This is a genomic window from Clostridia bacterium (assembly GCA_017438525.1).
GTDB lineage: Bacteria > Bacillota > Clostridia > Oscillospirales > RGIG8002 > RGIG8002.
Genome location: JAFRVI010000086.1, coordinates 1 through 13,266 on the forward strand (window position 1 = coordinate 1; position 13,266 = coordinate 13,266).

14 protein-coding genes are annotated in these 13,266 nt (G+C 55.4%); 6 read left to right on the top strand and 8 right to left on the bottom strand.

Annotated features, from left to right (window positions below; translation table 11 throughout):
* Window positions 1–303: hypothetical protein (locus tag IJL83_07950; protein ID MBQ6553528.1), on the top strand; the 303-nt coding region annotated here is incomplete at its 5' end.
* Window positions 304–585: 282 nt separating this feature from the next.
* Here IJL83_07950 and IJL83_07955 read toward each other — a convergent pair.
* Entirely contained in the window at window positions 586–954 is a 369-nt protein-coding gene (locus tag IJL83_07955) for a four helix bundle protein (GenBank protein MBQ6553529.1), read from the bottom strand.
* A gap of 433 nt (window positions 955–1,387) precedes the next feature.
* Here IJL83_07955 and IJL83_07960 point away from each other — a divergent pair, with 433 nt between their 5' ends.
* The 3 genes from IJL83_07960 (at window position 1,388) to IJL83_07970 (ending at window position 3,894) form a co-directional block, all read left to right on the top strand.
* On the top strand, window positions 1,388–1,645 hold the full coding sequence (locus IJL83_07960; protein MBQ6553530.1) for a heavy-metal-associated domain-containing protein: 258 nt from the start codon (window positions 1,388–1,390) through the stop codon (window positions 1,643–1,645).
* A 20-nt stretch (window positions 1,646–1,665) separates the two neighbouring features.
* Window positions 1,666–2,481, top strand: coding sequence for an HAD family phosphatase (locus IJL83_07965; protein MBQ6553531.1), 816 nt, complete (start codon window positions 1,666–1,668; stop codon window positions 2,479–2,481).
* 138 nt (window positions 2,482–2,619) lie between these two features.
* Complete coding sequence (locus IJL83_07970; protein ID MBQ6553532.1) at window positions 2,620–3,894, top strand: cation:proton antiporter; 1,275 nt, start codon at window positions 2,620–2,622, stop codon at window positions 3,892–3,894.
* Window positions 3,895–3,951: 57 nt separating this feature from the next.
* Here IJL83_07970 and IJL83_07975 read toward each other — a convergent pair whose 3' ends face one another.
* The 5 genes from IJL83_07975 to IJL83_07995 form a co-directional block, all read right to left on the bottom strand.
* Window positions 3,952–5,067 (bottom strand): phosphopentomutase, encoded by a 1,116-nt coding sequence (locus IJL83_07975; protein MBQ6553533.1) that lies wholly within the window; start codon window positions 5,065–5,067, stop codon window positions 3,952–3,954.
* 1 nt (window position 5,068) lies between these two features.
* The gene (gene deoC, locus IJL83_07980; GenBank protein ID MBQ6553534.1) at window positions 5,069–5,722 is read right to left on the bottom strand and encodes a deoxyribose-phosphate aldolase; all 654 of its coding nucleotides are present in this window, start codon (window positions 5,720–5,722) and stop codon (window positions 5,069–5,071) included.
* Between the two features lie 122 nt (window positions 5,723–5,844).
* Window positions 5,845–6,411: a hypothetical protein gene (locus IJL83_07985; GenBank protein ID MBQ6553535.1), complete on the bottom strand. Its 567-nt coding sequence runs from the start codon at window positions 6,409–6,411 to the stop codon at window positions 5,845–5,847.
* A gap of 25 nt (window positions 6,412–6,436) precedes the next feature.
* Entirely contained in the window at window positions 6,437–7,222 is a 786-nt protein-coding gene (locus tag IJL83_07990; protein ID MBQ6553536.1) for a polysaccharide deacetylase family protein, read from the bottom strand.
* Between the two features lie 68 nt (window positions 7,223–7,290).
* Window positions 7,291–8,301, bottom strand: a complete 1,011-nt coding sequence (locus IJL83_07995; GenBank protein MBQ6553537.1) for a M15 family metallopeptidase — start codon at window positions 8,299–8,301, stop codon at window positions 7,291–7,293.
* Between the two features lie 190 nt (window positions 8,302–8,491).
* On the opposite strand from IJL83_07995, the gene IJL83_08000 reads away from it, so the two are divergent.
* Together IJL83_08000 and IJL83_08005 are read left to right on the top strand one after the other, a co-directional pair.
* Window positions 8,492–9,724, top strand: coding sequence for a homoserine dehydrogenase (locus IJL83_08000; GenBank protein ID MBQ6553538.1), 1,233 nt, complete (start codon window positions 8,492–8,494; stop codon window positions 9,722–9,724).
* A 45-nt stretch (window positions 9,725–9,769) separates the two neighbouring features.
* On the top strand, window positions 9,770–10,972 hold the full coding sequence (locus tag IJL83_08005) for an aspartate kinase (protein ID MBQ6553539.1): 1,203 nt from the start codon (window positions 9,770–9,772) through the stop codon (window positions 10,970–10,972).
* A gap of 212 nt (window positions 10,973–11,184) precedes the next feature.
* On the opposite strand, the gene IJL83_08010 is transcribed toward IJL83_08005, so the two are convergent.
* Together IJL83_08010 and IJL83_08015 are read right to left on the bottom strand one after the other, a co-directional pair.
* Complete coding sequence (locus tag IJL83_08010) at window positions 11,185–12,786, bottom strand: leucine-rich repeat protein (GenBank protein ID MBQ6553540.1); 1,602 nt, start codon at window positions 12,784–12,786, stop codon at window positions 11,185–11,187.
* A gap of 137 nt (window positions 12,787–12,923) precedes the next feature.
* The gene (locus IJL83_08015) at window positions 12,924–13,088 is read right to left on the bottom strand and encodes a hypothetical protein (GenBank protein ID MBQ6553541.1); all 165 of its coding nucleotides are present in this window, start codon (window positions 13,086–13,088) and stop codon (window positions 12,924–12,926) included.
* Window positions 13,089–13,266: the final 178 nt, after the last annotated feature.

The window sequence follows — 13,266 nt, forward strand, 5'->3', positions numbered from 1 at the left end:
CGGAGAAGAGAGGGATCCGAAACGAGCTCCGAAGGCGCGAGCGAAGCGAAGCGGCTTCGGCAGCAACGCTCCGGTGGAGCGTTGCGCAAGCGAGAAGAGAACCAACCGTACGCGGACACGACGGGTGGCCGCCGTACCTTTCCCGACGCCAAAAAAGCCACCCGTTCGGGTGGTTTTTTTGTTGGCAAAGACGTACAAAAAGTACGGATTTCGAGGCAAGAAAAGTTATTTGTACAGCTGAAAAGTATTATACTTTTGGATAATGATTGCTTGGAAGCGGTTTCCCATTTATGTCTCTGTTAATTGGAATTGCTTTTAAGTGAAATTTAATAATTCTGCAGGGACAAATAATACTCATTTCGAACTTATCCTTTTCTCCGCGGTATGTAAAATCTCCTCCGCATCTGATAACTTCGCACCAAGTGAACAAGTCATTCATTACTCTCGGGCAAATGTCTTCGGGGCAACCGTATGAAAATACATATTTGTCGCCTTTTTCAATTCCTAATCTACAATCTGATGCTTTGCCTTCGATCGCCGTCAAAATGAATTGCCAATCTTCAACCACCCATTTTTTCATAATATTTACCTCAAATCAGTTTTTTCATTGCTCCTCTTTGCCGTTTGGCAGGAGGCTATCAAAAGCCTTCTGATGTTCCCGCACACTTTTTCCGTGTTGCTATAAGCAGCGTCATCAATGCGATTTGTTTCGTGAAGTAGCTTAAGCCAATAGCTTGTTTCATTCGCTTCCTTTAATGCTATTTCTAGTTTAGCGACAAAATCCGCTTTACTGTGTGCGTACTGTGCTTCGTGTATATTGGCACCGACAGATGTTCCGGCGCGAGCAAATTGATCTATCATATATGAACTTTTGGGCAATTTAATACCGTCGGCAAGGTTCACGACAGCAACGGCAAATTCAAAAGAAAGATCAAGGAGTTTGTTATCCGACATTTTCCTTTCCCTCCCAAATATCTCTATTTGCATTATAGCAGATAATAAAATGAATGTCAATGATATACGGCTTCGCCGTATGATATACTCGCTTTGTGAGCGTGATATATTGCTCCTTTGTCGCAATATGATATAATATCCGTTCCTTCATACGCGAAGCGTATATCATCCGCGTAGCGGATATCATACCTGTAAGGTATATCATCCGTTCCGGAAAGGAACGGATATCATTGCAAAAGGCACTTGCGAACGCAAGTGCCTTTTGCTGCGGAGAAGAGAGGGATTCGAAACGAGCTCCGAAGGCGCGAGCGAAGCGAAGCGGCTTTAGCAGCAACGCGAGGAATTCGTTTCACATATCGCCCGATAGGCGTTGACTTTCCCGCGCCGTTCTGCTATAATCCCCTTGTAAAACCACACGAAAGAAGGACTCATTATGTTTGAAATAACCCTCGATATCGACGGAATGATGTGCGGAATGTGCGAATCGCACGTAAACGGCGCGATACGCAACGCTTTTGACGTCAAGAAGGTCACATCCTCCCATTCCGAAGGAAAAACGGTCATTATCTCCGCCGAGGATATCCCCGACGAGAAGCTCCGCGAGATCATCGCGGAAACCGGGTACGAGCTGAAAGGCATTTCGCGCAAGCCGTATGAGAAAAAGGGCCTCTTCGGCATCTTCAAAAAGTAACCGCAAGCGGAGCTAAACGTATGAAATACAAACTCGCCGCCGCCGATCTCGACGGCACGCTGCTTGACAAAAGCTCGCAAATAACCGACGCCACCGTCGCCGCTGTCAAAGCCGCGCAAAAAGAGGGACTTATCTTCACCATATGCACCGGAAGGGCGCAGAGCACAGTCGTTATGGGCTACATCGAGCGCCTCGGTCTCGCCTGCCCCGTCATCACCTACAACGGCGCGATGCTGATAAAGCCGGACGGCGAGATCGTCTACCGCCGCGACCTCGAGGACGACGACGCCGTCGAAGCGTACGAGGCCGGAACGGAGCGCGGCACGGATATGATCGTATGGTCGGATAACCGCCTCTTTTTCAGCAAATTGACGCCCGAAACCGCGTTTTACAGGACCTTCTACCCGCACGCGGACCTCACGGTGATAGGTTCCCCCGACGAGATACGCGACATCGTCAAGCGCGGGATAACGAAGATAATCTACGTCAGCCCGCCGGAAAAAACAGCGGACAATCAGGCGTTCGTCGACGGGCGCTTCCAAGGCAGGATCACGGCGTTCCGTTCCGCGCCTACCCTCATCGAGCTCGTCCACCGAGACGTTTCAAAAGGAAACGCACTGCTGAAGCTCGCCGAGTTCTACGGCGTTCCGCGCGAGCAGACCGTCGCTTTCGGCGACGAGAAAAACGATATCCCGATGATCGAGGCCGCCGGGCTGGGAGTCGCCATGGCGAACGCCGTTCCGGAGCTGAAGGCCGTCGCCGACTACGTTACCCTTTCCAACGCGGAGGACGGGGTCGCTGCCGCGCTTTATGAGATGATCGCGGGACGACTCTGACTCAAAATTACACCCAACGCGCGCATTGATTGCGCGCGTTTTTTATTGCTGTTTTTTAATAAAAACACTTGCATATTCCGAATAAAGTACTATAATAGATTCTTGTGCGTTCAAGCACCTGAAAAGAGGCAATCAAACATGGAAGCGTCAATACTTTTGAATATCGGTCTGGCGATACTCGCCGGACTTCTCATGTCGCGTCTCGCGAAGCTGCTGAAGCTCCCCGCCGTCACCGCGTATCTCGTCGCCGGCGTACTGCTCGGCCCGTTCTGCATCGGCGCGCTCGGAGTGCCCGCGCTCGGATTCGCGAACGACGAGCAGATGAACACGCTGAAGATCATCTCCGACGTCGCGCTCGGTTTCATCGCCTTCGCGATCGGGAACGAGTTCCGGCTTTCTTCGCTGAAAAAGACCGGAAGGCAGGCGACGGTCATCGGCATCGTTCAGGCGGTCGTCGCGACCCTCTTCGTCGACGCGGTGCTGATAACCCTGCACTTCATAATGCCGGACAAGATCTCCCTCTCCGCCGCGATAACGCTCGGCGCGATCGCGTCCGCGACGGCTCCGGCGGCGACGCTGATGGTCGTAAGGCAGTATAAGGCAAAGGGCCCGCTGACTTCCCTGCTGCTCCCCATAGTCGCGCTCGACGACGCGGTCGGACTGGTGGTGTTCTCCGTTTCCTTCGGCATCGCCAGAGCGCTGCAGACCGGCGCTCCGGACGTTATGTCCATCGCCGTCGAGCCGATAATCGAGATAGTCTGCTCGCTGCTGCTCGGCACGATAATGAGCCTGCTTCTGACATTCCTCGAGCGGTTCTTCCACTCGCGCTCGAAGCGTCTGTCGCTCGCGATAACCTTCGTTTTCATCACCGTCGGCATCTCGATGCTCGACTTCACGATCGGCGGAGTGCACTTCGGCTTCTCCTCGCTGCTGACCTGCATGATGCTCGGAACGATCTTCTGCAATCTCTGCGACTTCTCCGAGGAGCTTATGGAGCGCTGCGACCGCTGGACCGCGCCGCTTTTCATCATCTTCTTCGTGGTCTCCGGCGCGCAGCTGAAGCTCTCGGTCTTCTCCGATATCGCGGTCGTGGTTATCGGTCTGCTCTTCATCCTCTTCCGCTCCGCCGGAAAGTATATCGGCGCGTATTTCAGCGCTTCCGCGATGCGCTGCGACGCGAAAACGACGAAGTACCTCGGCATTACGCTCTTGCCGCAGGCGGGCGTCGCGCTCGGAATGTCCGTCACCGCGATGGAGCTCGGAAGCACGGACGGAGTGCTTATACGCAACATAGTGCTTTTCGCCGTTCTGATATACGAGCTGGTCGGCCCGATGCTCACGAAAATGGCGCTCTCCCGCGCCGGCGAGATCGAGGAGGAAGGCAAAACCAACTCCCGCGGCGCAAAGGTCTGATAAATCGAATAATAACTAAACGCCTCCCTCGCGGGAGGCGTTTTTGCTTATGCAAACTTACATCAGATAGTTCTTCACGATACGCGAGATGCCGTCGAAGCCGGCGTGAGTGCCGAGGCTGCGCGGCTTGACGTTCCTGCCGTACATCAGCAGCGGTATCGCCTCGCGAGTATGGTCTGTGCCGGGATATCCCGGGTCGCAGCCGTGGTCGGCGGTTATCATGAGCACGTCGTCGTCGCGCATCTGCGGCATGAAATCACCGAGCCAGCGGTCGAATTCCGTCATGGCGGCGGCGTAGCCGTCGACGTTGTTGCGGTGGCCGTAGACCGCGTCGAAATCGACGAGATTGACGAAGCAGAGCCCGTCGAAATCGCGCTGAGCGACGGCGAGCGTCTTCGCCATACCGTCGGTGTTGCCCTTTGTCAGTATCGTTTCGGTCACGCCTCTGCCGGCGAAAATGTCGGTTATCTTACCGACGGCGATAACGTCCCTGCCGGCATCCTTCAGCTCGTCGAGGACGGTACGTCCGGGCGCGGGAAACGCAAAGTCGTGGCGGTTGGAAGTGCGGGTGTAATTACCCTCAGTGCCGACGAAGGGGCGCGCTATGACTCTGCCGACGGCGTGTTCGCCGACGAGTATGCCGCGCGCGATGCGGCAGTATTCGTAAAGCTTCTCGATAGGCACGACCTCTTCGTGCGCGGCGATCTGGAAGACGCTGTCCGCGGAGGTGTAGACGATGAGCGCGCCGGTGTCGACGTGCTGTTTGCCGTAGTCTTTCAGTATCTCGGTGCCGGAATACGGCTTGTTGACTATCGCCTTTCTGCCCGTGAGGCGCTCGAATTCGGTTATTATCTCAGGCGGAAAGCCGTCCGGATAGGTCGGCATGGGCTTTGACGCGACGACGCCTGCGATCTCCCAGTGGCCGCCGATGGTGTCCTTGCCCTTGCCGAGCTCGAAAAATCTGCCATAAGCGCCTATCGGCTCGCGTTCTTTTTCGCCGCAGGTCACGCCGTCGATATTGAAAAGCCCGAGGCGCTTCATATTCGGGACGGAAAACTCGGGCGAAGCCGAGATCGTCTTCAGGGTGTTCGCGCCCTTGTCGCCGAAATCCGCGGCGTCGGGGGCGTTACCGATGCCGGCGCTGTCGAGAACGATGAGAAAAACGCGTTTCATATCATTTGCCCTCCGCGCATATCTTCACGAGCGAGCTCGTGCCGAGGCGGTCAGCGCCCGCTTCGATGAACTTTTCCGCGTCCTCGAAGGAACGGACGCCGCCGGACGCCTTGATTTTAACGTGATCGGCGCAGTGGGCGCGCATGAGCCGGACGTCTTCGAGCGTCGCTCCGCCTCCGCCGAAACCGGTGGAGGTTTTTATGAAGTCCGCGCCGGATTCGGATACGACGCGGCACATCTCGATTTTTTCCTCCTCGGTCAGCAGGCAGGTCTCGATGATGACCTTCAGTATCTTGCCCGTGCAGACCTTGCGCAGTATTTTAAGCTCCTGCAGGAGCGCGTCGTATTCGCCGTTTTTCACCATGCAGACGTTGATGACGGTGTCGATCTCCTCCGCGCCGGACTCGATCGCCTCGATGGCTTCGCAGACCTTCGCCGCGGTGACGGAGTATCCGTTCGGAAAGCCGATCACGGTGCAGATCGGGAGTCTGCCGGCCGCGTACTCCGCGCCCGCCTTGACGTAATACGGCGGAATGCAGACGGAAGCCGTTTTGTATTCGATCCCCTCGTCAATGAGCTTTTTGATATCCGCGAGCGTCGCGCCCTGCTTCAGAAGCGTGTGGTCGACCTTGGATAATATGTATTCTCTTTCCATAACCTGCCGCCTTTCGTGCATTGTCAACCGATTGTGTGGTGTTTGTCAACGCGGTATATTTCCTCGTTCAAGAGTATTATATCACGAATACGGGCAAAAGTAAAGACAAAGAAAAACGGCGGTCACCCGTCGTTGAAGCAATCGCATATAAGCAGCGCCGCGAACACCGCGAGCGGAACGAACGGCTCGCCTTCGAAGCGGCGGAAGCGGTATTCCTGCGGCTCCGCCACCCTGCCGGAAAAGGTATTCAGCTTCCGCTGAAGGCAGATGATTCCTCCGTCGGAACGCACACTTGAAAAGGTCAGCGTGTTCTTCACGCCCATACCACACGAGATTAGCGGAAAGCGTTTCAGCGCAGGCGGCGCTTCCCTTTCGCCGTCGGTTATGACGTAAGCCCTGCCCTCAAAACCGGATACGTCCGCGGAAGCCTCGGAGCACAAGACTATCAACGCCTCCGAAAAGCCGCGCAAAAAAGGAAGGCGGTCGGCGGAAACGAGCAAAACGCGCGCGGCTTCGCGGGCATCTCCGGCGGCGTCAATTGCGTACCCGCCGCCGCGGCGTCCGCCCGAAAAGTGTTCGCACCCGTTCTCCGATACCGCGATATGCGGAACTCCGGCGTCGCGAAAGCCCGCGGAAATCCCGCTTATAACGCCTTCGCCGCCGGTACCGCACGCAAGTATCGCTCTCACTCTTCCACCGACCTTTCCGAAGGTATTATTGTCCGGTCGGCCCTGTGTTATTCACTATTTCGGGTTTCTGTCTGCCGGTGTGGTCGATATAATAGTTATCGCGCAGTATCAGCTCGGATACCGGCACGATCTCGTAACCGCGGCTCTGCAGCTCGGAAAGTATCGCCGGCAGCGCCTCCGCGGTGTGCTTTCCGCCGTTGTGGAAGAGCACGATCGAGCCGTCCTTCACGCCGCGAAGCACCCTTTCGGCGATTTTTTCCGCGGAAATGTCCTTCCAGTCGAGCGAGTCGACATCCCATTGTATCGGGTAAACGCCGAGGCGGTGGACGGTTTTTATCACCGTGTCGTCGTAGTCGCCGTACGGCGCGCGGAGCAGGTCGGGGCGCCTGCCGGTCAGCGCCTCGATCTTGTCAGAGCAGGCGTTTATCTCCTCCTCCATGCGCTGAACGTCGAGGCGCGTCAGATGCGGGTGCGTGTTCGAGTGGTTCATCACCTCGTGCCCCGCGTCGGCAAGCGCCTTGACGGAGTCGGGGTATTTATCCACCCACGACCCGACGACGAAGAAGGTCGTTTTCACGCCGTACTCCGCGAGTATGTCGATAAGCTTCCCCGTCTGCTCGTTTCCCCACGCGGCGTCGAAACTTATCGCAATCTTCTTATCACCACGCTCAACGCTGTATATCGGCAGTTCCTTCTTCGCGGAAGCCGTCTTCACCGCCGCGAAACCGCCCAATAAAGCACCCGTTACGAGCGTCACGGCCGCGGCCGCGGCGACCGCCGCGGTTTTTATCTTAAACGTTTTAACAAACATGCGCTCACCTCAAAAAAATCCTCCGCGACAATCTATGCCGCGGAGGACTCTTTTATTCGTTATTGCGCTTATTTGCCGTTGTAGACGTAAACTATGTTCTGATCCTCGAGCCACTGCGAAAGCAGCTTGCCGCTGTCGCGGATCGCCTTCGCGTTCTCTATGCCGACGTAACGGTAGTGCCACGGCTCGTAGATGATGCCGGTATCCTTAATCTTATCCTTTGGATAGCTCAGGATGAAGCCGTATTCCCACGCATGCTCCTGCAGCCATTTGTACTCCTTCGTGCCCTCGAAGCTTTCGTTAAGTTCGCCGTCGCGCTTATAAAGACTCCAGAGGTAAACGTCTATCGCGAGGCCGAGCTGGTGCTCGCTGGTACCGGGGATAGCGACGATGGTCGCGGCGGTGTTGTAAGCGTCGGTCTTGCTGTAGCCCTTGCTGATAAGTTTATTGACCTTGCGCTGGAAGTTGCCCTCCTGATAAGAGTATGAGCGGTAGGTCGAGAACGCGCTGATATCGCTGTTAAGTTCTTTGCGCATTGCGGCGAGCATTTCCCTACAGTGAGGGGCGGCGCGGTAGTCCATCTTGTAGTCGCCGTCGACGGTCTCGAGCTTCGCGACCTGGAAGTTTCTCGTGATATAGTAAGTAGAGTTGATCGGGAAAAGCAGGTCGACCTCGCCATTCTCGTCGAAGGCGTTGCGGACGGTCTTGCCGGTCGTATCGTAGCTGTAAGGCGTTTCGGGCATTGCGACGTATTTTCCGGTCGGAGTCGTGGTTTCGGACGACGAGGACGAAGACGAGGACGAGCTTTCCGGTTTGCCGCTCGAGGAGCTGAACGAACTGCTTTCCTCAGCGGAACTGCTGCTTTCCTCCTCGGAACTGCTGTCTTCGGAGCTGCTGTCCACCTCCTCCGAGCTCTCGAAGCTGCTCGAGGAAATCGACTCCAGCGAACCGGCAGCGGGTTCCGGCTTCTTCCTGCCAATCATCGAAACGATAAGAACTATTATAAGAATCACAAGCAAGACCGCCACTCCCACGAGTGCGATATTCCTGTAATTCGGCTTTCTTGCGTGCTTGGGCATACGACCACTCCTCTATCCATAAAGATTATACCACCCGCCCTTTGAAATTGCAACCTTAATTAAACGATTTTCCGCCCTCTTTTGTTGAAAATATATTCGTTTTTGCCCGACAAATATGAAAAAAATAATTGCATTGGCGCGGCTTATATGCTAAAATGTATATTTGAAATAATTTGGAAAGAGGCAGGATATGAAATACATAGCCGTTCTCGGACACGGGACCGTCGGCTCCGGCGTCACCGAGCTTTTCATTAAAAACCGAAACAGCATAGAACGCAAGGCGGGTATGGAGCTTGACATCAAGTATATACTCGACATACGCGATTTCCCCGACCATCCCCTCGCCGACCGCTTCACGAAGGACTTCGAGAAGATAATCAACGACCCGGAGATCGCGGTCGTCGTGGAGGTCATCGGCGGGCTTAACCCCGCTTACAGCTTCGTCAAGCGCTGCCTTGAGAGCGGCAAGAGCGTCGTCACCTCCAACAAGGAGCTGGTCGCCACGCACGGCGCGGAGCTGCTCCGCATCGCGAAGGAAAACAACCTCAACTTCCTCTTCGAAGCCAGCGTCGGCGGCGGCATCCCGATCATACGCCCGCTGAGCCAGTGCCTCTCCGCCAACGAGCTCTTTGAGATCGCCGGCATACTCAACGGCACGACTAACTACATACTCACCAAGATGATCGAGGACGGCGTCTCCTTCGAGAACGCGCTCGCGACCGCGCAGGAGCTCGGCTACGCCGAGCGCGATCCCTCCGCGGACGTCGACGGCGCGGACGCCTGCCGCAAGATATGCATACTCGCCTCCCTCGCCTTCGGCCATCATATCTATCCAAACATGGTGCACACCGAGGGCATTAGGAATATATCTCTGAAAGACGTCGAAGCGGCGAAAAGCTTCGGCGGCGTGATCAAGCTCATCGCCGCGGCTTCGCGGCTTGAAAACGGCAAGGTGCAGATATTCGTCGCGCCCTGCATACTCAACAAGGTCTCGCAGCTCTCGCACGTCGACGACGTATTCAACGCGATACTCGTCAAGGGCGACGCAATCGGCGACGTCATCTTCTACGGCAGAGGCGCGGGCAAGATGCCGACCGCCAGCGCGGTCGTCGCCGACGTCATCGACGCCGTCAAGCACATCTCCGCGCGCAAGATGCTCTACTGGTCCGACGCCATCGACGGCTGCGTCGAGGACTTCGACAAATACGAAACCGCCTACTACGTGCGCTGCCTGCGCAACGAAAAGACCGCGAAGCTTGTCGCTTCCGTCTTCGGCAGCGTAAACTATATCGAGGGCTACGCCGACGCGGAGCTCGCCTTCACCACTCCTATCTCCACCGAGGGCGACCTGAAAGCGAAGTGCGCGAAGCTCGCCGAAGAAGGCATCGACGTTTACTCCACCATAAGGGTGATCGAGCTCTGATAAACCCGCGCAAACGCGCTTATCCACATATAAGGAGAAAAACTTATGGCACTTATCGTTCAAAAGTTCGGCGGCTCCTCCGTAAAGGACGCGGAGCGGCTGCGGAACGTAGCGGGCATCGTTACCGATACCTACAAAGCAGGAAACCAGGTCGTAGTCGTCGTTTCCGCGCAGGGCGACACGACGGACGATCTGATCGAAAAAGCGGCGGAGCTCAACGAGCGCCCCTCCAAGCGCGAAATGGACGTGCTGCTTTCCGCCGGAGAGCAGATATCCATGTCGCTGCTGGCGATGACCATCGAAAAGATGGGCTTCCCCGTCATCTCGCTGACCGGCTGGCAGGCGGGCGTGCAGACGACCTCAAAGCACGGCGTCGCGGGCATCAAGAAGATCGACACCGAGCGCATCTTCGCGGAGCTCGATAAGAAGCAGATAGTCATCGTTGCGGGCTTCCAGGGCATCAGCAAATACGACAACATCACCACCCTCGGCAGAGGCGGCAGCGACACCTCCGCGGTCGCGATCGCGGCGGCGTTGAAGGCGGAGCTCTGCCAGATCTACACCGACGTCGACGGCGTTTACACCGCCGACCCGCGCATCGTCAAGAACGCGCACAAGCTCGACGAGATCAGCTTTGACGAAATGCTCGAGCTCGCCACCCTCGGCGCGCAGGTGCTTCAGAACCGCTCCGTCGAGATAGCCAAAAAATACAACGTCAACCTTGAGGTCCTCTCAAGTCTTACAAAAGCCAAAGGCACCAAAGTTGTGGAGGTAACAAAAATGGAAAAAATGCTTATTAAGGGCGTAACCAAAGACACGAGCATCGCGCGCATCTCCGTAGTCGGCGTCGCCGACGTTCCGGGCATCGCGTTCCGTATATTCGACCTGCTGGGCAGAAAGGATATCAACGTCGATATCATCCTGCAGTCCATCGGCCGCGAAGGCACGAAGGATATGACCTTCACCGTCAGCTCCGCGGACGCGGACTACGCCGCCGAGGCGCTGCACGAGAGCGAGCTGCTGAAGGATAAGAAGATCCTCGTCGACAAGGACGTCGCGAAGGTCTCCATCGTCGGCGCCGGAATGGAAACGCACTCCGGAGTCGCCGCCCGTATGTTCGAGGCGCTTTACGACGCGAGCATCAACATCCAGATGATCTCCACCAGCGAGATAAAGATCTCCGTGCTGATAGACAAGAAGGACGCCGACCGCGCCGTCATCGCGATCCACGACAAATTCGATCTCTGAGCCGAATAAAACGCATACGAAAAGCCGCACCTGATCGGGTGCGGCTTTTTACATCTCTCGCCTCCCCTGTGCAAGGGGAGGTGGATTTCGCCGAAGGCGAAAGACGGAGAGGTTGTGCATTCACGCACACAGCCGGAATTAAACCAACAACCCCTCAGCCTCGGGCGGCATACACCGCCCTCGACAGCTCCCCTTACACAGGGGAGCCTTATTTACGCGAGCCCTGCGGCTTTGCGGAGGATTTGGAGTGCGTCTGCAACCGTCACGGCTCCGTCGCCGTCAACGTCGCCGAGGATCGCGCTTCTCGTGCCCTTCGTCGCTACAGCAACATCAAGTCCCGCGGCGATACGCAGCGCGCGCAGCGCGTCGGAAACGGTTATCTCACCGTCGCCGTCCATATCACCGGCGAGCTCTTCATTATTCTCGTCTATCGGCTTTTCTTCATCTATTATTTCATAAGGAACGCCGTTTTCTTCGGCGTAGGTCTGCGCATACGAGCCCTCGTATACCGCCATAACTATATCCGTAGGCGTCGGAACGTTGAAATAGAAAAGCCCCATGCCGATGCTTGTAACGCTTCTGGGAATAACGATCCTGCGCAAAGAGGCGCATGCCAGGAAAGCGAAATCGCCGATGCTTTCAAGGCCTTCGGGGAGGTTCACTTCCTCGAGCGATATAAAATTTGTAAACGTCCACGACTCTATTCTTTTTATGCTTGAGGGGATCGTGATACTCTTCAGATAATTACAACTCAGGAAAGCGCCTTCGCCTATACGTTCCACGTTATCCGGGATCTCGAATTGCTCAAAGCTCAAGCCGGATACCATTTGATCGCCTATCTCGGTTATCGACTCCGGAAGCTTGAGCTCGGTCAGGCCCTTGCAGCCGGAAAACGCGCCGGGGCCGATATCCGTCACTCCTTCCGGTATGTCGAGCGCTTCGAGATTGTTGCAGGCCTGGAACGCGCTTCTTCCTATGGACTTCAAGCTCTTCGGAAGTATTACGTCGTCTTTCAGCGACTTGCAATTCTCAAAAGCATAATCGGCAATGTGCTCCGTGCCGCGTTTGACGACGAAGAACTCGAGTTTGGTATTCTCTTTGACCTTTATCAGCCACTTGCCGATATAGAGAGCATCCATTCGCCAGTTCTTTGCGTCTTCATAATAGCGCGTTTTCTTAAAAGCTTCATTGCCTATATGCTGAACGCTGTCGGGAATATCGATGACCACGTTATAGGTAAACGCGCCCGCGCCGATATCCACTACGCCGCTACCGATCTGTATCTCGCCAAAGTACGCATAACGGAAAGCGTAATCTCCGATCACGGCAAGACTATCCGGCATATGGAAATCTTTACTTTCAAGAGTGCATTCACAGAAAGCATAGTCGCCTATTTCTTCAACGCCTTCCGGCAGAACGAGCGTTTTCAATTTGGCAGAAAAGAACGCGCTGTCGCCGATGGTTTTAACGCTCGCGGGGATCTCTATGCTTTCTATCTGCTGGCAGTTATAGAACGCATAGTCGCCTATCGTCGTTACGCCGTCTTCGATGACGACGCTCGTGATATCCGTTCCCCACGGGGCGAGGTCGTCTAAATCGGGGCGTTCAACGGCGTATGACTGATGAGCGTTATATTTCAGATAATTGTTCATCGGGCCGGTGCCGCTGATGGTCAGGACGCCATCCTCGAGCGTCCACGTGAGATTTTCGCCGCAGACGCCGCCTTCGGCGTGAACGACTGCGGGTACCGTGAACAGACTGAGCAGCATTACCGCCGTCAGTATCGCGGAAAGGATCTTGCTGAGGTTTTTCATTGTGGTTTCCTCCATTTTCTTGGTAGAAAATGCTTCTATCATAAGTATTCTATCCCCCCATTTTTTGTCAAGGGGTTTTGGAAAAAGTTAAGCACAGATAACAAATAGTTAATTACGGATAATATAAGCGCTTGATCTTACAGCGTATCCGCCAGCTTTGCCGCTACGCGCAGGATCGAAAGCGCATCGGCGACCGTGATTGCTCCGTCGCCGTCGATATCGCAGGCGGCAAGCAGCGTTTCCGTCGGCTCGGCAAGCTTCGCGGCGACGCGAAGCTTGTTGATTCGTTGTAATTCTGTCAACCGTCACGCACGGACTTATTCAGACAGCCGCCGGTTTCGGCGGCTGTCTGAATAAGTCCGCGTTAAAACGCTTATGCAACGATTATCCCGCCGTTCACCGCGACGAAGGGTATGTCTGTGTTTTCGCGATCCTTGAGGGCAGCAACATCGACAACTATATGCTTAAAACCTGACGCTC

Bases quoted from the DNA above. Each gene is read 5' to 3' on its own strand.
- IJL83_07975 (MBQ6553533.1), bottom strand. From the start codon at position 5,067: ATGAAACGCGTTTTTCTCATCGTTCTCGACAGCGCCGGCATCGGTAAC.
- IJL83_07955 (MBQ6553529.1), bottom strand. From the start codon at position 954: ATGTCGGATAACAAACTCCTTGATCTTTCTTTTGAATTTGCCGTTGCT.
- IJL83_07995 (MBQ6553537.1), bottom strand. From the start codon at position 8,301: ATGCCCAAGCACGCAAGAAAGCCGAATTACAGGAATATCGCACTCGTG.
- IJL83_08010 (MBQ6553540.1), bottom strand. From the start codon at position 12,786: ATGAAAAACCTCAGCAAGATCCTTTCCGCGATACTGACGGCGGTAATG.
- IJL83_08000 (MBQ6553538.1), top strand. From the start codon at position 8,492: ATGAAATACATAGCCGTTCTCGGACACGGGACCGTCGGCTCCGGCGTC.
- IJL83_07990 (MBQ6553536.1), bottom strand. From the start codon at position 7,222: ATGTTTGTTAAAACGTTTAAGATAAAAACCGCGGCGGTCGCCGCGGCC.
- IJL83_08005 (MBQ6553539.1), top strand. From the start codon at position 9,770: ATGGCACTTATCGTTCAAAAGTTCGGCGGCTCCTCCGTAAAGGACGCG.
- deoC (MBQ6553534.1), bottom strand. From the start codon at position 5,722: ATGGAAAGAGAATACATATTATCCAAGGTCGACCACACGCTTCTGAAG.
- IJL83_07965 (MBQ6553531.1), top strand. From the start codon at position 1,666: ATGAAATACAAACTCGCCGCCGCCGATCTCGACGGCACGCTGCTTGAC.
- IJL83_07960 (MBQ6553530.1), top strand. From the start codon at position 1,388: ATGTTTGAAATAACCCTCGATATCGACGGAATGATGTGCGGAATGTGC.
- IJL83_07970 (MBQ6553532.1), top strand. From the start codon at position 2,620: ATGGAAGCGTCAATACTTTTGAATATCGGTCTGGCGATACTCGCCGGA.